The 16,993-nt window shown below is 67.5% G+C and carries 14 protein-coding genes; 12 read left to right on the plus strand and 2 right to left on the minus strand.

Annotation, left to right across the window (positions count from 1 at the left end):
- The first annotated feature begins 153 nt into the window (after positions 1-153).
- Entirely contained in the window at positions 154-1,908 is a 1,755-nt protein-coding gene (locus AC5YGJ_RS01080) for a peptide MFS transporter (RefSeq protein ID WP_249844711.1), read from the plus strand.
- 57 nt (positions 1,909-1,965) lie between these two features.
- Here the strand turns inward: AC5YGJ_RS01080 and AC5YGJ_RS01085 are convergent, their stop codons facing one another.
- Both AC5YGJ_RS01085 and AC5YGJ_RS01090 read right to left on the minus strand, forming a co-directional pair.
- Complete coding sequence (locus AC5YGJ_RS01085; protein WP_496185474.1) at positions 1,966-3,954, minus strand: alpha/beta hydrolase family protein; 1,989 nt, start codon at positions 3,952-3,954, stop codon at positions 1,966-1,968.
- A gap of 166 nt (positions 3,955-4,120) precedes the next feature.
- Positions 4,121-4,756, minus strand: a complete 636-nt coding sequence (locus AC5YGJ_RS01090) for a LysE/ArgO family amino acid transporter (protein WP_249844713.1) — start codon at positions 4,754-4,756, stop codon at positions 4,121-4,123.
- Between the two features lie 136 nt (positions 4,757-4,892).
- Between AC5YGJ_RS01090 and AC5YGJ_RS01095 the strand changes: the two genes are divergently transcribed.
- From AC5YGJ_RS01095 to mdcH, 11 genes are all read left to right on the plus strand, one after another.
- A complete protein-coding gene (locus tag AC5YGJ_RS01095; RefSeq protein ID WP_107230187.1) occupies positions 4,893-5,798 on the plus strand; it encodes a LysR family transcriptional regulator ArgP in 906 nt (301 codons plus the stop codon).
- Between the two features lie 92 nt (positions 5,799-5,890).
- Positions 5,891-6,337: a GNAT family N-acetyltransferase gene (locus tag AC5YGJ_RS01100; protein ID WP_496185475.1), complete on the plus strand. Its 447-nt coding sequence runs from the start codon at positions 5,891-5,893 to the stop codon at positions 6,335-6,337.
- A gap of 190 nt (positions 6,338-6,527) precedes the next feature.
- The gene (mqo, locus tag AC5YGJ_RS01105; protein ID WP_496185476.1) at positions 6,528-8,228 is read left to right on the plus strand and encodes a malate dehydrogenase (quinone); all 1,701 of its coding nucleotides are present in this window, start codon (positions 6,528-6,530) and stop codon (positions 8,226-8,228) included.
- 300 nt (positions 8,229-8,528) lie between these two features.
- Positions 8,529-10,721, plus strand: a complete 2,193-nt coding sequence (locus AC5YGJ_RS01110; RefSeq protein ID WP_496185477.1) for a TonB-dependent siderophore receptor — start codon at positions 8,529-8,531, stop codon at positions 10,719-10,721.
- Positions 10,722-10,913: 192 nt separating this feature from the next.
- Positions 10,914-12,557: a malonate decarboxylase subunit alpha gene (gene mdcA / locus AC5YGJ_RS01115; protein ID WP_496185478.1), complete on the plus strand. Its 1,644-nt coding sequence runs from the start codon at positions 10,914-10,916 to the stop codon at positions 12,555-12,557.
- 10 nt (positions 12,558-12,567) lie between these two features.
- Positions 12,568-12,888 (plus strand): malonate decarboxylase acyl carrier protein, encoded by a 321-nt coding sequence (mdcC, locus tag AC5YGJ_RS01120; protein ID WP_107230182.1) that lies wholly within the window; start codon positions 12,568-12,570, stop codon positions 12,886-12,888.
- On the plus strand, positions 12,885-13,793 hold the full coding sequence (locus AC5YGJ_RS01125; protein ID WP_496185479.1) for a biotin-independent malonate decarboxylase subunit beta: 909 nt from the start codon (positions 12,885-12,887) through the stop codon (positions 13,791-13,793). The genes mdcC and AC5YGJ_RS01125 overlap by 4 nt, the downstream gene beginning before the upstream one ends.
- Positions 13,790-14,500, plus strand: a complete 711-nt coding sequence (mdcE, locus tag AC5YGJ_RS01130) for a biotin-independent malonate decarboxylase subunit gamma (RefSeq protein WP_496185480.1) — start codon at positions 13,790-13,792, stop codon at positions 14,498-14,500. Before AC5YGJ_RS01125 ends, mdcE begins: the two co-directional genes overlap by 4 nt.
- Positions 14,493-15,134, plus strand: coding sequence for a malonate decarboxylase holo-[acyl-carrier-protein] synthase (gene mdcG, locus AC5YGJ_RS01135; protein WP_309339853.1), 642 nt, complete (start codon positions 14,493-14,495; stop codon positions 15,132-15,134). Before mdcE ends, mdcG begins: the two co-directional genes overlap by 8 nt.
- A complete protein-coding gene (gene mdcB / locus AC5YGJ_RS01140; protein WP_496185481.1) occupies positions 15,131-15,988 on the plus strand; it encodes a triphosphoribosyl-dephospho-CoA synthase MdcB in 858 nt (285 codons plus the stop codon). Before mdcG ends, mdcB begins: the two co-directional genes overlap by 4 nt.
- Positions 15,985-16,905, plus strand: coding sequence for a malonate decarboxylase subunit epsilon (gene mdcH / locus AC5YGJ_RS01145; RefSeq protein ID WP_496185482.1), 921 nt, complete (start codon positions 15,985-15,987; stop codon positions 16,903-16,905). The genes mdcB and mdcH overlap by 4 nt, the downstream gene beginning before the upstream one ends.
- The last annotated feature ends 88 nt before the right edge of the window (positions 16,906-16,993 follow it).

Raw genomic sequence — 16,993 nt, forward strand, 5'->3', positions numbered from 1 at the left:
CTGGTATGGCAAGGCCAACCGGCCGATCCGGCAAGGCCGGCCAACACCTGCGGCAAAAAGGGGACGGAGGGGATTAAGTCGCATTTGGCATAAGCGCCATGCCCCGCGCCATCCCCTTCTATAATCGCGCCCTTTCCGCTGTTCCCGCCGTCGATGACCGTTGCCGCCACCGCCTCCGACGACTTCCTGGGCCATCCCAAGGGCGTCTACGTCTGCTTCTTCACCGAAATGTGGGAGCGCTTCTCCTTCTACGGCATGAAGGCGCTGCTGCTGCTGTACCTGACCAAGTACCACCTGTTCGGCGACAAGGCCGGCCTGGACCTGCTCGGCGCCTACGGTGGCCTGGTCTACTGCATCCCGGTGTTCGGCGGCATGCTGGCCGACCGCTGGCTGGGCATGCGCCGGGCGGTGCTGTTCGGCGGCATCCTGCTGGTGCTGGGCCACCTTGGCATGGCATTCGAGGGCCACGCGGCGTACCGGGTCAACGGCGAAGTGGTACGCGATACCTCGGCGCTGGCAGTGACCTACCTGTCGCTGGCGCTGATCATCATGGGCGTGGGCTTCCTCAAGCCGAACATCTCCACCATCGTCGGCAAGCTGTACGCCAAGGACGACCCGCGCCGCGATTCGGGTTTCTCGCTGTTCTACGCCGGCATCAACCTGGGCGCGCTGTTCTCTTCGCTGGTGTGCGGCTTCCTCGGTGAGGCCTACGGCTGGAAGTACGGCTTCGGCGCCGCGGGTATCGGCATGCTGGCCGGCCTGGCGATGTTCCTGTGGGGCCAGAAGTACCTGCAGGGCCATGCCGAGCCGCCGCAACCGGCCGCGCTGAAGCAGAAGGTGCTGGGCCTGCCCCGCGAATGGCTCATCTATCTGTGCGCGGTGCTCGGTGTGCTGCCGGTGGCGTGGCTGATGTGGGCCGCCGGCAACGGTGCGTTCGCGCTGGGCGGTGAAATCAGCCTGGCGCTGATGCTGATGCTGGTGGTGCTGGGCGGCGTGCTGGTCTGGTTCGCCTGGTTCACCGGCACCAAGTGCACGCCGGTACAGCGCCAGCAGATGATCGCGTTGATGGTGCTGATCTTCATGGCGCTGGTGTTCTTCACGATGTACGAGCAGTCCTATGGCTCGTGGGTGACCTTCACCGACCGCCTGCTGACCAAGGACATCGTGCCGTCGCTGGTGATCACCGGCGGCACGCCGCTGCCGTGGTCGATCCTCTCGCTGCTGCTGGCACCGCTGGGCTTTGTGGTCAGCGCGCGGCTGTCCGAGCGCCGCCCGGGCTCAGCCGCACCACGTACCTTCTTCGCCGCCATCGTCGTGCTGATGCTGGTGCTGCTGGTACGCGACTGCCTGGTGATTCCGCAGACCGCCGGCTCGCTCACCTATCTGGGCGGGCTGTTCCTGGTGCTGCTGGCACCGGCCTTCGCCGCGCTGTGGACCTGGATGGACCGCCGTGGGTGGGAACCCGGCAAGCCGGTGAAGTCGGCCTGGGGCCTGGTGATCGGCGCGCTGTCGTTCGTGCCGCTGGCACTGGCCGCACAGCAGGTTGGTGCCACCGGCGAGATGGCCAGCGTGTGGTGGCTGGTGCTGGCCTACTTCCTGCTGGCCAGCGGCGAAATGTGCCTGTCGCCGGTCGGCCTGTCGGCGGTGACCCAGCTGGCGGTGCCACGGGTGATGAGCCTGATGATGGGCACCTGGTTCCTGGCCACTGCGTTCTCGGAAACCCTGGCCGCGCTGTTCGGCAAGCTGGCCGCGATCGAGGTGCCCGAAGGCGAATCACTGGACATGGTGGCCGCGGCCGGTGCCTACGCGCACCTGTTCTGGCTGCTGATGTGGATCGGCCTGGGCTGCGCGCTGGCGGCCTTCATCGCCGCGCCGCTGCTGAAGAAGATGATGCACGGGGTGAAGTAAACCCCGCGCGTGCGCAAAAACCAGGGCGGCGGAACGATCATCCGCCGCCCTGTCAGCTCAGGGCGCCTTCGCCTTGCCGGCCGCAGGCGTGGGGGTGGCGGTCTTGCCACCCAGGCTGCGCGACAGGAACGCCAGCAGCTTGCCGTAGTACTCGCTGCGATGCGCCTCGGTGTAGAAGCCGTGGCCTTCGGTCTTGTAGTACAGGCTTTCCACCGGCGTACCGGCGCGCTTGAGGGCCGCTTCCATGCGCTCGGTGTGCTGGATCGGCGCGCGCTTGTCTTCACCACCGGCGGCAAGGAACACCGGCACCTTGATCCGTTCGGCCAGGTTCACCGGCGATACCGCGCCCAGCTTGGCCGGGTCGCCCAACCATTCGCGCAGATAGGTCACGCCTGAGCCGCGGTCCTGAATGTCGCCACGGGTGTACATCATCGGCAGATCGTAGACACCCACATAGCCGGCCGCGCACTGGTACAGCCCGGGTTCGCGGGCAGCCCCCATCATCGCCGCATAGGCACCGTAGCTGGCGCCGTAGATGCAGATGCGGCGGCCATCGGCGATGCCTTCGCTGATCGCCCAGCGGGTGGCATCGGTGACATCGTCCTGCATGGCCGCGCCCCACTGCTGCGCGCCGGCCTGGGTGTGCGCCCGGCCATAGTTGCCCGATCCGCGGAAGTTGACCTGCAGCACGGCATAACCGGCAGCCGCCAGCATCTGGGTCTCGCGGTCGTACTCGCCGGAATCGAAGATGTCGAACGGGCCACCGTGCGGCAGCACCACCATTGGCAGGTTGCGGCCGTCACTGCCAGCCGGCAGGGTCAAGAAGCCATGCAGCGGCAGGCCGTCGCGGGCCTTCAAGGCGATCGGGCGCACCTTGGCGCTGCGCTCGATATCGATCCAGTCGCTGCGGCTGATCAGGTGATCGGCCTTGCGCGCCACGGTGTCGTACACATAGAAATCGCCTGGGTTGGAACCCGACCAGGTCTCCACCAGCACGACGCGACCGTCCCGGGTGCTGGAGGTGATGTAGACCGGGCCTCCGAAGGCCGCTTCCAGGCTGCGGTACAGGCGCGCCTCCGGCGACTTCTCGTCGAAGAAGCGGGTACGCGGCGTGTCGCCCATGTACAGCGCGCCCACCGGCACGTGGGTGCCGGGCCGATGGATGATGCGATACGGGTTGACCACCTCGTCGCGCAGCAGCGTGGCACGCTCGCCGGTCTGCGGGTTCCAGCTGACGATCGTGTCCGGGCCCTGGGCCTGCTCGACGTTGAGATAGGCCAGGCTGTCATCGGCCGAGAAGCCGATGGCGGTTTCGATGCGCTTGCTGACGGCCTCGTCGTTGATCAGCTTCCAGGTGTCGCCGGAGCGCTCACGGAAGTAGAGCTTGTTGACGTTGTCACTGCCGGAGCCGTGCACGAAGCGCACTTCGCCGGCGCCGTCGGTGGTGAACTCACCGCGCCGTACCGGCGAAGACGCCACCCGCGAACGACGGCCGCTGGCCACATCCATGCGATCGACGCGGGTGTAGGGATCTTCGGCCAGCGGCCACACGGTCACCAGCACGTTGCGTTCATCGCCCGGCAGGTCGTCGGCCAGGAAGGCGGCCACCGCTTCGACCTTCTTCGGCTGGATGCGCGTACCCGGGCCCTTGCTTTCGACGCGGTAACCGACCAGCAGCTCGCCGCGATTGCCGTTGGCATCGATGGCGTAAAGCTCGCCGGTGGGGTTGGGCTGATCCAGCGAGCCCCATTTCTCGGCCAGGCCGATCAGCAGGCGCTCGTTGCTGACCCAATCGAATGTCTGCGCATGATTGCGGCTGGGCGGCCAGAAACTGCCGACCACCTCCTTGTCCTTCAGGCGCAGGATCGCGATCGCGGTGCTGTCCTCCCTCGGCACCGTGGCCGCTACGTACTCGCCCCCCGGCGAAATCTTGATGTCGGTGAAGGTCTCCCGACGCAGGAATTGCGTCAGATCCACCGCCCCCGCGCTGCCTGCGGCAACGCCCCCGATGACGACCAGTGCGGCCGCCAGAATTGTCCTGCGCATCCTTCCCCCTGTTCCAGTGGACACCTTGTCCTGGTCGTCGATTCTAGGCAGGGCCGGGCCATTCCCGCCAGAGCCGGAAAAGACGACGGCACCGTTGCCGGTGCCGTCGTTGCCACTACCTTGGAGAGAGAGAGTCAGGACGTGGGTTCGGGGGGCGTGCGCCGGGTCAATGGACCCCGCGCAGCGCCAGCATGAGGGCCAGGACGCTGAGGATCACGGCGATGGTGCCGTCAAGCACGCGCCAGGTGCTGGGCTTGGTGAACAGCGGCGCCAGCAGGCGCGCGCCGAGGCCCTGCGCGGTCAGCCACAGGCAGCTGGCGGTGACCACTCCGGCAGCGAAGGCCATGCGCGCGTTGCCGAAGTTCTCGGCGATCGAGCCGATGACCATCATGTCCAGCCAGAAGTGCGGGTTGATCAGCGAGAAGCCGACCGCAGCCATCAGCACCGCGCGGCGGCTGCCGTCATCACTGTCGGCCTCGCCCATGCCACCGCCACCAGCAATCGCACGGCGCGCCGACTTCATGGCATACCAGGCCAGGAACGTCACACCGGTCCACAGCACGGCGGTGGTCAGCCACGGCAACGCCGAGGTGAGCGTGCGCAGGCCGGCCACACTGGCGAAGATGAAGATGGCATCGATGGCCGCACAGGTGGCGACCACCGGCACGATGTGCCTGCGCAGGATGCCCTGGCGCAGAATGAAGGCGCTCTGGGCGCCGACCACGGCGAACAGGCCGATGCCGGTAGCTGCACCAGAGAACCAGGCACCGAGGCCGGTGCTGGCGGAGATGACCGAGAACATGGGATTCACTGCCTTTACTTGCTGGGGGACGGTGCCTCGCGAAGGCGGACAGCACCGGAACGGGCGCCATTGTCGCGCCGCAACATTAAAAAGACGAGCTAAACTTCCTAAACCAACATTAGCGGAGCTTAATTCGATGCGTATCGACCATGCCCAGCTGCGCGCTCTGGCGGCGGTGATCCGCGAGGGCAGCTTCGACCGCGCCGCGCAGTCGCTCAATGTCACGCCCTCGGCCATCTCGCAGCGGGTGAAGGCACTGGAGGACCGGGTCGGCCGCCTGCTGGTCAAGCGCGGCACCCCGGCCACCGCCACCGCCGAGGGCCAGCTGCTGGTGCAGCTGGCCGAACAGACCGCGCTGCTCGAACACGACGCATTGCACCGGATGGGCCTGGCCGACGAGGACCTGCCCCAGGCCAGCATCCCGGTGGCGGTGAACCACGACAGCCTGGAAACCTGGTTCCCGCAGGCGGCTTATCAGTTCGCGCAGAGCACCGGCACCACGCTGGACCTGCGCGTGGAAGACCAGGACCACACCGTGGAGCTGCTGCGCCAGGGCACGGTGCTGGGCGCAGTGACCACGCTGGACGAGCCGGTGCAGGGCTGCCAGATCCACGCGCTGGGCAGCATCCGCTACGCCGCCACCTGCACCCCGGAGTTCCGCGAGCGTCATTTCGCCAAGGGTGTGACCGCGCAGGCGCTGGCGCAGGCGCCGGTGCTGGTGTTCAACCGCAAGGATGACATGCAGTCGCGCTTCGCCCGGCGCATGGCCGGCGGCGACCTGCCCAGCACCGCCCCGACCTGGTGGATCCCCTCCACCCGCGCCTTCGTGCAGGCCAACCTGGGTGGCATGGGCTGGACCATGAACCCGCTGCCGCTGGTCAAGCGGCACCTGGATGCCGGCCGCCTGGTCTACGTGCGCCAGCGCGCATGGGAAGACGTGCCGCTGTACTGGCAGCACTGGAAGGGCGACGTGCAGACCATGGCCCTGCTGACCCGCGCAGTGCTGGACGCCTCCTCGGCGCTGATCCGGCGCAAGCGCTGAAGAGGGGCTCCATCGGATCTCCATGATTCCTACACACCCGGTCCATGCGTGATGCGGATACTGGCCGGCCGATCACTGCAAGGATGCCCTGCATGCCTGTATTCGTCCGCGATGCGCGCCCCGAAGACGCCGCCGCCTGCATCGACCTGCGTGGGCGTACCCGCGAAAACGCCTTCAGCGCCGCGCAGTTGGCCGAGCTGGGCATCACCGCGCAGACGTGGGCCGAAGGCACCGCCGCCGGCGATTTCATCGGCCGCGTCGCCTGGGAGGGCGAGCGCATGGTCGGCTACTGCTTCGCCGACCGCCACAGCGGTGAAGTGCTGGTGCTGGCCCTGCTGCCGGATTACGAAGGCCGTGGCATCGGCCGCCAGCTGCTGCAGGAGGTGGTCAGCCTGACCCGCGATGCCGGCCACCGGCGGCTGTTCCTGGCCTGCTCGGCCGACCCGCGCTCGCGTTCGCATGGCTTCTACCGGCGCCTGGGCTGGCGCCCAACCGGGCAGATCGACGAGCTGGGTGACGAGATTCTTGAGCTGGTCTGATTGAAGGCGCCGCCAGCCATGGCCTGGCGCTGCCAATGAGGCATCCGGCCACCGGATGCTGCGTTGCATCAAAAAAGGACCGGATCCGGTTAGAATCGCGTCTGGATGCTGCAAGGCGTTGTTTCTTCACGCCCTTTCCCTGCTGCATGCGCATCCTGAACTCCTCCCCTCCGCCATCGATCCCGCCCCCATGAAGAAATTTGGCAAGGCCCTGCTCGCCCTGCTCGTGCTGCTGTTGCTGGCCGCCGCGCTGTTCCTGTACTGGCCGCTGACCCAGCGCTCGGTGCCCGCCGCCAGCAACGACAAGCCTGTCGACGTTGTGCTGGTCGGCGCCGGCATCATGAGCATCACCCTGGCCACCTACCTGCAGGAGCTGCAGCCGGACTGGAACATCCAGGTCTACGAACGCCTCGACGGCGTCGCCGGTGAAAGCTCCGACGGCTGGAACAACGCCGGCACCGGCCACTCGGCGTTCGCCGAACTGAACTACACCCCGGAGCTGCCCGATGGCAGCATCGAGACCAAGCGCGCGGTCGGCATCGCCGAATCGTTCGAGGTGTCGCGCCAGTTCTGGTCGCACCAGGTCAAGCAAGGCCGGCTCAGCCAGCCCAGCGACTTCATCAACCCGACCCCGCACATGAGCTTTGTCTGGGGAGATGACAACATCGCCTACCTGCACAAGCGCCAGCAGGCCCTGGTGAAGAATCCGCTGTTCTACGGCATGCAGTACTCGGAAGATCCGGCGCAGATCAAGCAGTGGGCGCCGCTGCTGATGGAAGGCCGCGATCCGAAGCAGAAGGTTGCCGCAACCTGGATGCCGCTCGGTACCGACGTCAACTTCGGCGTGATCACCCGCCAGCTGACCGCCGGCCTGCAGCGCAGCCCGAACTTCAGCCTGCACCTGAACCACGAAGTGAGTGCGCTGCGGCAGAACGCCGACAAGAGCTGGAACGTGACGGTGAAGGACCTCAAGGCCGGCACCGAGTCCACCACCCACGCCCGCTTCGTGTTCATCGGTGCCGGTGGCGCTGCGCTGAAGCTGCTGCAGATGTCCGGCATTCCCGAATCGAAGGATTACGCCGGCTTCCCGGTGGGCGGCCAATTCCTGGCGTTCCAGGGCCAGGACGTGACCTCGCGCCATGGCGTGAAGGCCTACGGCATGGCCGAAACCGGTTCGCCGCCGATGTCGGTGCCGCACCTGGATGCGCGCAAGCTGGATGGCAAGCCGGTGGTGCTGTTTGGACCGTTCGCGCTGTACAGCACCAAGTTCCTCAAGCACGGCTCGTGGTGGGACCTGTACTCCTCGGTCACCCACAACAACGTCGGCCCGATGCTGGAAGTGGGCAAGGACAACCTCGACCTGGTGCAGTACCTGATGGGCCAGGCGCGCCTGGACGATGCCGATCGCCAGGCCGAGCTGGTCAAGTACTTCCCCAACGCCAAGCCGGGCGACTGGAAGCTGGTGACCGCCGGCCAGCGCGTGCAGATCATCAAGCGTGATCCGTTGAAGGGCGCGGTGCTGCAGTTCGGTACCGAGATCGTGACCGACAAGGATCACACCCTCGCCGCCCTGCTCGGCGCTTCGCCGGGCGCCTCGACCTCCCCGCCGATCATGCTGGACCTGATGGCTAAGGCCTTCCCGGACCAGATGAAGGCCGGTTGGGAAGCGCGCCTGCGCGAGATCGTGCCGTCGTACGGGCGCAAGCTCAACGACAGCGCGGCGCTGACCAACGAGATCCGTACGCTGACCAGCCAGACCCTGCACCTGCCGTACCTGGAGGTACCGGTGGATGCCAATGCGGCAGCCCCTGCACCCGCCGTGGTTCCGGCAGCGGTTCCGGCGCCGGCCAAGGAAAAGCGCAACGCCAACGAGGAACTGCAGGCGCTGTAAGCCCGCACCCGCGTTTCGATGCAGACGGACGGCCACCTTCGGGTGGCCGTTCGTTCTTGTGCGCCGACCGGTCAGAGCCCGTTGCCTGGGCAACGGGATCTGACCCCCATCCCATCGCTGCCGTACGCCGGAAAGCCCATGCGCATTGATACGAATTGTAATGTTGTTAAGAATTATTTACATTTGCGTCCTGCGCAGTGACAACGCCCCTCCCAGATGGAACTGACGTGCCCGAAGCCGCCGCCCCGGGTGCTGGACGACTGTTGCCGCCCTTCCCCGCTTCCAAGCCTCGAGCCCCCCATGTCCCTGACCCTGCGTAACCGCCTGCCCCGCCGCGCACTGCTGCCGGCGGCCCTGCTTTCGTCGCTGTCCCTGCTGGCCGCACCCGGTGCGTTCGCTGCCGCCGATGGCGCCGCCGATGCCAAGACCCTGGACCGGGTCAGCGTTCGCGCCGAACAGTCCGCACCACCGTCGAGCACCACGCGCCTGCCGATCACCCTGCAGGAGACCCCGCAGTCGGCCACGGCGATCAGCCTCAAGCGCCTGCAGGACGAGTCGCTGTTCAGCATCAACGATGTGATGCGCACCGTGACCGGCGTCAGCGTCTCCTTCTATGACACCCAGCGCCCGCTGTACTACGCCCGTGGTTTTGCCATCACCGATTTCCAGGTCGATGGCATTCCCACTTACAGCGGCTCGACCAACCAGGAATACGACACCGCCTTCTATGACCGCATCGAAGTGATCCGCGGTGCCAACGGCCTGCTCAGTGGCGCCGGCGTGCCGTCGGCCACGGTCAACCTGCTGCGCAAGCGCCCGGGCAAGGAGTTCGATGCCTCGTTCGCGGTCAGCGCCGGCAGCTGGGACTACCGCCGCATGGAGGCCGATGTGACCGCGCCGCTGACCGATGACGGCCGTTTCCGCAGCCGCGTGGTCGCCGCCTACACCGATCGCGGGCTGTACTACGACCGCTACAAAGAGAACAAGATGGCGGGCATGGCGGTGCTGGAAGGCGACGTCACCGACAGCACCACGATCACCCTCGGCTACCAGAGCCAGGACAACAACCCGGTCGGATCCACCTGGGGTACCGTGGCGTTCTTCGACAACCAGGGCAACTTTGCCCACCTGGCGCGCTCGACCAACCTGTCGCCCAAGTGGAGCTACTGGAAGCGCGAGAGCAACACCGCCTTCGCCAATCTGGAGCAGCGCCTGGGCGAGGACTGGCTGCTGAAGATCAACACCGCCTACACCCGCGGCAACGTGCAGAACGTGCGCCTGTACGGCACCGGCAACCCGGACCCGGTAACCGGCTCGGGCATCTACCTGCGCGCCGCGGCGGGTGATTCCAAGGACACCCGCCGCAACGTCGATGCCTACCTGACCGGCACGTTCCCGCTGTTCGGCCGCGACCACGACCTCACCCTGGGTGCGCAGTGGTCGGACCTGGAAGGCACCACCAATACCGTCGCGCTGAATTTCCCCCGCGACTGGGCCACCTGCGGGCGCGAGCGCTGCTACTACATCCCGAATGTCTTTGACTGGGACGGCGACATTTCCGAGGTGACCTACACCCGCACCGGTGCACGGCGCGTGGCAAAGACCACCCAGAGCGGCGTCTACCTGGCCACCCGCCTGCACCTGGCCGACCCGCTGTCGCTGATCGCCGGCGCGCGCCTGAGCCGCTGGCAGACCCTGAGCCGTTCCTACAACGCGGCCGGCGCCTATACCGGCACCAGCGGCGCCTACAAGGTCAGCGACGAAATCACCCCGTATGTGGGCCTGGTCTACGACATCACTCCGAACGTGTCGGCCTACGCCAGCTACACCGAGATCTTCAATCCGCAGAACTACAAGGATCGCAACGAGAACCTGCTGGCGCCGGTGCAGGGTTCGAACCTGGAAGCGGGGATCAAGACCCAGTGGTTCGACGGCCGCCTGACCGCCAATGCGGCGGTGTTCGAGGCCAAGCAGGACAACTACGCCGTGCGTGACATGAGCGTGCCGGAGGGCACCCTCAGTGATGGCAGCTCGGCCTACATCGGCATCAACGGCACCAAGGCGCGGGGCTGGGAAATGGACGTCAACGGCGAAATCCTGCCGGGCTGGACGGTCAATGCCGGCTACACCCACGTCAAGGTGACCCGCGCCGCCACCGACCTGCTGTACGCCAATCCGCCCGAGGACCTGCTGCAGCTCAACACCCAACTGCAGCTGCGCGGCGCGCTGGAGCGGCTGAGCATCGGCGGCGGCGTGCAGTGGCAGAGCAAGGTGCAGGGCTACAACATCGCCTACCCACTGGGCGGCACGGTAACGGTGAACCAGCCCGCGTACTCGCTGGTGCAGTTCAACGCCAACTACCGCATCAGCGACCACTGGACCGCGACGCTGAGCGTGCGCAACGCGCTGGACAAGACCTACTGGGCCAACCTGGACTACAACAACTTCGGCGAACCGCGCTTCGTGTCGGCCAGCCTGCGCTGGAAGTTCTGAGCGACGGGAAACGGCAGTGCCGGCCGCTGGCCGGCTCCCCATCACCCTGCATCGCGTGGAACCGGCCAGCGGCCGGCACTACCCGGATCAATGGGCCCGCCTCCGCGCGGGCCCATTTTTTGCTGCACTGCAGGTTGCACCCCTCCACATAATTATGCCGTAATTATTTCAACGCCAATCGGAAGCCGGTCGATGAACCCGAGCTGGGATACGTTGGAACGCAGCCGCCGGGTGCGCCTGGAGCGCGCCGCGCCGTGGGCGCGCGGCCACCAGGTTGCGGCCGACGACGTGCGCGAACTGCTGCACGCGCTGCTCGAACCCGGCGACAAGGTCTGCCTGGAAGGCAACAACCAGAAGCAGGCGGACTTCCTCGCCCAGACCCTCGCCGACCTCGACCCCGTTCGCGTGCATGACCTGCACATGGTGCAGTCGGTGCTGTCCCTGCCCTCGCACCTGGATGTGTTCGAGCGCGGCATCGCCTCGAAACTGGACTTCTCCTTCTCCGGCCCGCAATCGGTGCGGCTGGCCAACCTGGTGGCCGAAGGGCGCATCCAGATCGGGGCCATCCACACCTACCTGGAACTGTTCGGCCGCTACTTCATCGACCTGACCCCGCGCGTAGCGCTGGTGGCCGCGCAGGCTGCCGACCGCCACGGCAACCTCTACACCGGCCCGAACACCGAGGACACCCCGGTGATCGTGGAAGCCACTGCATTCGGCGGCGGAATCGTCATTGCCCAGGTCAACGAGATCCTCGACACCCTCCCCCGCGTCGACATCCCGGCCGACTGGGTCAACTTCGTGGTGCAGGCGCCAACGCCGAACCACATCGAACCGCTGTTCACCCGCGATCCGGCGCAGATCTCCGAGATCCAGGTGCTGATGGCGATGATGGCGATCAAGGGCATCTACGCCGAGTACGGCGTGAACCGCCTCAATCATGGCATCGGCTTCGATACCGCCGCGATCGAACTGCTGCTGCCCACCTATGCCGAATCGCTGGGGCTGAAGGGGAAGATCTGCCAGCACTGGGCGCTCAATCCGCATCCGGCGCTGATTCCGGCCATCGAATCGGGCTTCGTCAAATCGGTGCATTCGTTCGGTTCGGAACTGGGCATGGAGCAGTACATCGCCGCGCGTGGCGATGTGTTCTTCACCGGTGCCGACGGTTCGATGCGCTCCAACCGCGCGTTCTCGCAGACCGCCGGCCTGTATGCCTGTGACATGTTCATCGGTTCGACCTTGCAGATCGACCTGCAGGGCAACAGCTCCACCGCCACCCGCGACCGCATCGCCGGCTTTGGCGGTGCACCGAACATGGGTTCGGATGCACGTGGCCGCCGCCACGCCAGCGATGCCTGGATCAAGGCTGGCCGGCAGGCGGCACGCCCCGGCGAAATGCCACGCGGCCGCAAGCTGGTGGTGCAGATGATGGAAACCTTCCGCGAACACATGGCGCCGGCCTTCGTCGAGCGCCTGGATGCCTGGGAGCTGGCCGAGCGCGCCGCCATGCCGCTGCCACCGGTGATGATCTATGGCGACGATGTCAGCCATGTGCTGACCGAAGAAGGCATCGCCAATCTGCTGTTGTGCCGCACGCCGGAAGAACGCGAACAGGCCATCCGTGGCGTGGCCGGCTACACCGCCGTCGGCATGGGCCGGGACCGCGCGATGGTGGAAAACCTGCGTGACCGTGGCGTGATCCAGCGGCCGGACGACCTCGGCATCAACGTGCGCGATGCCAGCCGTGACCTGCTGGCCGCGCGCTCGGTGAAGGATCTGGTGCGCTGGTCCGGCGGGCTGTACGACCCGCCCAAGCGCTTCCGCAACTGGTAAGGGACCGAGCATGGAAACCCTCGACTATCGATTCGAAGGCCGCACCCCGGTGCAGTTCGCGCGCGATGCGGTGCTGGTCGGCGTGCTGGCCTCGGGCAATCTGGAAATCCTGCTGGAGCCGGCCGCACTGGACGGCGCGATGACGGTGCGCATCGTCACCGCTGCGCGCGGCTTCGGCACCATCTGGCAGGCGGTGATCGCCGACTTCGCCCAGCGCCACCCGCTGCGCGACGTGCGCGTGTCGATCAACGACGCCGGCGCCACACCGGCGGTGGTCAGCCTGCGCCTGGACCAGGCGGTGGAAACCCTGCTGGCCGGGGGCACACCATGAGCCACATGCAGCGCCGCAGCTACTACGAAGCCGATGCACGCGAGCGCATTGCCGGGCTGGTCGATGCCGGTTCGTTCCGCGAATTCCTCGGCCCCGCGCGGCGGATAATGAGCCCGCACCTGGCCCAGCTCGAACAGCCGGCCGCGTTTGACGATGGCATCGTGGTCGGCCAGGCGCTGCTGCGCGGCAAGCGCGTGCTGCTGGCCGCGCAGCAGGGCCACTTCATGGGCGGCGGCGTCGGCGAAGTGCATGGTGCCAAGTTGACCGGCCTGCTGCGCCGCGCGGCGCAGACGCACCCGGAGGGCGTGCTGCTGCTGCTCGACACCGGTGGTGTACGCCTGCACGAAGCCAATGCCGGGCTGATCGCCATTTCCGAGATCATGCGCGCCACGCTCGATGCGCGCGCGGCGGGTATACCGGTCGTCGCCCTGATCGGCAGTGGCAATGGTGCGTTCGGTGGCATGGGCATCGTCGCCCGTTGCTGCAGCACGGTGATCATGTCCGAGGAAGGCCGGCTATCGCTGTCCGGACCGGAAGTGATCGAGACGGTACGTGGCGTGGAGGAATTCGACTCGCGCGACCGCGCGCTGGTGTGGCGGGTGACCGGCGGCAAGCACCGCTATCTGATCGACCAGGCCCAGGTGCTGGTGCCCGACGCCCTCGACGCCTTCGCCCGGGCCGCTGCCGAGGCGCTGCACCCCGATGCCGACAGCGGCGACACCGAGCGTGCGTTGCGTGCATTACAGGCCCGGCATGCGGCATTGAAGGCCCGCGTACAGGCCTGGGGCGATTGCCGCGACGCCGTGGAGATATGGGCCCGCCAGGGCATCGCCGAACCCGAGCGCCTGCCGCTGCTGGACACCGACGCCTTCCTTGCCGCCACCCGCGACCGGAGCCTGCCATGAACGCCGCGTTGCAGCCCCTGCTCGATGCCCTGTTCCCGCGCGGGCATGCCATCGCGGTGAGTGACTCGGTGCTGTCCGGCACGGCGACCACCGACGACGGCGAGGTGACAGTGATCGGCACCACCGACCGCATCGAGGTCGGTGTCGATCATGCATTGGCGCTGGCCGAATCGGTGCTGGCCAGCACCGCCGCGCATCCACAGCGGCCGATCGTGATGCTGGCCGACACCGCGGGCCAGCGCCTGGCGCGCCGCGATGAACTGCTGGGCATCAACGGCTACTTCGCCCACCTCGCGCAGAGCATCGATCTTGCGCGCCGCCGTGGCGCGCGGCTGGTCACCCTGGTCTATGGCGAATCGGTCAGTGGCGGCTTCCTGTCCTTCGGCCTGATGGCCGACCACATCCATGCCCTGCCCGACGCACAGGTGCGGGTGATGGACCTGCGCGCGATGGCGCGGGTGACCAAGCAGCCGCTGGAAGCGCTGCAGGCGCTCAGCCAGAGCTCACCGGTATTCGCACCGGGCGTGGCCAACTACGTGGCCATGGGGGCCGTGGAATCGCTGTGGGAAGGCGACCTGGCCCAGCATCTGCTGCAGGCCTTGCGCACGCCCAGCGAAGGCGACGTGCGCGCGGCGCTGGGTGTACAGCGTGGCGGTCGTGCGCTGGCGGCGGTTGTTGCCGATGCTGTGGCCCGCGGCGATGCCTGAGCGGCCCGCCCGCCACACGCTGATCTGGCTGTCGGCTCACGCCGACTGGCGCGCCGACGTGGCTGCACAGGAACCACGCCTCGCGGCCTGGTTCGCGCAGGGCCTGCCGGCGATGGTGGCGCGTCGTGCCGTGGATGATCCCGACCCGCGCCTGCGCCTGGGCGTACCGCTGCCGCCGAACGAAGGCAAACTGCGGCTCGCCCTGCGCGTACCGCTACAGGATGTACAGCGCCTGCAACTGCCGCCGACTCTGGACGCGGTGCTCACCGCCGGCGTCCCGACCGACTGGCAGCAGGCGCTGCACACCCTGGCGCGCATCGCACCGGCACGCGTGTTCGGTGCCTTTGCCTGGCAGCATCTGAGCCGATTGCCGTATGTGCATCCACGCTCGGACATCGATCTGTTGTGGCAGGTGCAGACCCGCACCCAGGCCGACGCACTTGTCGCACATCTGAATGCCTGGGAGCACGAGCACGGCCGTCGCGTCGATGGCGAACTGAGCCTGCCTGATGGCGGCGCGGTGAACTGGCGTGAATATGCCGGCGACAGCCGCCAGGTGCTGGTGAAGCGCCTGGATGGCGCCGCGCTGGAAAGCCGCGAGCACGTGTTCATGGCTACCGGAGTCGCGGCGTGAGCGCCGTCGTGCAGCTCCGTCTGCCCGGTGAACGTGCGTTCGACAGCGCGCGCCTGGGGCGCCTGGCCATCGCCAGCCTGCATGCCGAACTGGCACTGGCCCCCAAACCGGGGCTGGTCACGCCGTTTGATGCAGGCAGCCATGACGACATGGATGCCGGCACGTTCCTGCGCAGCCTGTTTGCGCTGCGCCACTACTTCACCGCGATGGCACACGCCGGTGCTGCCGACGCACCGTTCGCGCGGCTGCGCGCGCACGGCCTCGCTGCCGAAACTGCGATGCTGCGCGCCACCGGGGGTATCAACACCCATCGCGGTGCAATCTTCAGCCTCGGCCTGCTGGTGGCCGCCGCCGCACGCTGCCGGCGCCAGCACGCCCACAGCGTGCCTGCCGCACAGGTGTGCCTGGGCGTACAGCACTGGGCCGACGATTTCGCCCGTGCTCCACTGGATGCGCAGAGCCCGGGGCAGCGTGCACGAGTGCAGCATGGCGTTCCGGGCGTGCGCGAACAGGCGGCGGCCGGGTACCCGTTGCTGCGCGAACTGGCGGTACCCACCCTGCGCCATGCCCTGAGCGCAGGCCTGCCGCGCGACGCGGCACTGTGCCAGACCCTGATGCAGCTGGTTGCGCACATCGACGACCTCAACCTGCTGTACCGTGGCGGCATCGACGGCCTGCTCTGGGCTCAGCAGCAGGCGCGCGGTTTTCTGGAAAGTGGCGGTGCCTTCGCACCGGGCTGGCAAGTGCGCCTGCACGGCATCGGTGAACGCTTCGTCGCGCGCCGCCTCAGCCCTGGCGGCAGTGCCGACCTGCTCGCCTGCAGCTGGTTCCTGCTGCAGCAGGAGGCCGCATGAGCCTGGCTCTGCTCTGTCCCGGGCAAGGCGCGCAGCATGCGGCGATGTTCGAGCGCGTGCGCGATCTGCCTGCCGCGCGCGACGTACTGGAGATTGCCAGCGCAGTGCTTGGACGCGACGTGTTCACGGCGGCCGCTGGTGAATCGCGCTTCGACAACGCGCTGGCGCAGCCATTGCTGTGTGCGGCCACCCTCGCGCACTGGCGGGGACTACGCGAAGCGCTGCCTGCGCCGGTGCTGGTGGCCGGCTACAGCATCGGTGAACTGGCCGCGCATGCCGTCGCCGGCACCTTCAATGCGGACACCTGCCTGGCGCTGGCCGCCCGGCGCGCGCAGCTGATGGACGCCACCGGCCCCGCCGATGCCGGACTGCAGGCGGTGCTCGGGCTGGATCGCAGTGCACTGCACGCGCTCTGCGATGCGCACGGCACCTTCGTGGCGATTGCCAATGGCCATGATCATTTCATCGTTGGCGGTGCGCAGGTGTCCCTGCACGCACTGGCCGACGCGGCACGCGCACAGGGCGCCGAAGTCCGCGTGCTGCCGGTGCATGTTCCCGCACACACACCGCTGCTGGCGGCAGCGGTCGCACCATTTGCCGCCGCACTCGATGCTGCCCCGCTGCAGGCCCCGCGCCTGCCGCTGCTGGCCGGTATCGATGCACGCCCCGTGCGTGACCGTGCGGCGACCGTGCACACCCTGTCGGCACAGTTGGCGCAGACCATCGAATGGGCGCAGGTGATGCGCCAGGCCTTCGAGCGCGGCGCGCGGGTGTTCCTGCAGCTGGGCCCGGGCAACGCACTGGCGCGCATGGTCGCGCTGTCCTATCCGTGCTGCGAGATGCGCGCGGTGGAAGAGTTCCAGAGCCTGGAAGGCGCCGCGGCATGGGCCCGCAGCGCGCTGGAGCGGCTGCGGTAACGGGTTCGAGCAGTACGTATCACGCAACACGCAATACGTCGCCTTACCCCGGGATGGCGGGTCTCCATCCGTGCTGTACGTGAGCCAC

The sequence above is a fragment of the Stenotrophomonas sp. CS3K5 genome (assembly GCF_059515225.1).

Coding starts and splice junctions, on each gene's coding strand:
- AC5YGJ_RS01080 (WP_249844711.1), top strand. CDS start 154: ATGACCGTTGCCGCCACCGCCTCCGACGACTTCCTGGGCCATCCCAAG.
- AC5YGJ_RS01085 (WP_496185474.1), bottom strand. CDS start 3,954: ATGCGCAGGACAATTCTGGCGGCCGCACTGGTCGTCATCGGGGGCGTT.
- AC5YGJ_RS01090 (WP_249844713.1), bottom strand. CDS start 4,756: ATGTTCTCGGTCATCTCCGCCAGCACCGGCCTCGGTGCCTGGTTCTCT.
- AC5YGJ_RS01095 (WP_107230187.1), top strand. CDS start 4,893: ATGCGTATCGACCATGCCCAGCTGCGCGCTCTGGCGGCGGTGATCCGC.
- AC5YGJ_RS01100 (WP_496185475.1), top strand. CDS start 5,891: ATGCCTGTATTCGTCCGCGATGCGCGCCCCGAAGACGCCGCCGCCTGC.
- mqo (WP_496185476.1), top strand. CDS start 6,528: ATGAAGAAATTTGGCAAGGCCCTGCTCGCCCTGCTCGTGCTGCTGTTG.
- AC5YGJ_RS01110 (WP_496185477.1), top strand. CDS start 8,529: ATGTCCCTGACCCTGCGTAACCGCCTGCCCCGCCGCGCACTGCTGCCG.
- mdcA (WP_496185478.1), top strand. CDS start 10,914: ATGAACCCGAGCTGGGATACGTTGGAACGCAGCCGCCGGGTGCGCCTG.
- mdcC (WP_107230182.1), top strand. CDS start 12,568: ATGGAAACCCTCGACTATCGATTCGAAGGCCGCACCCCGGTGCAGTTC.
- AC5YGJ_RS01125 (WP_496185479.1), top strand. CDS start 12,885: ATGAGCCACATGCAGCGCCGCAGCTACTACGAAGCCGATGCACGCGAG.
- mdcE (WP_496185480.1), top strand. CDS start 13,790: ATGAACGCCGCGTTGCAGCCCCTGCTCGATGCCCTGTTCCCGCGCGGG.
- mdcG (WP_309339853.1), top strand. CDS start 14,493: ATGCCTGAGCGGCCCGCCCGCCACACGCTGATCTGGCTGTCGGCTCAC.
- mdcH (WP_496185482.1), top strand. CDS start 15,985: ATGAGCCTGGCTCTGCTCTGTCCCGGGCAAGGCGCGCAGCATGCGGCG.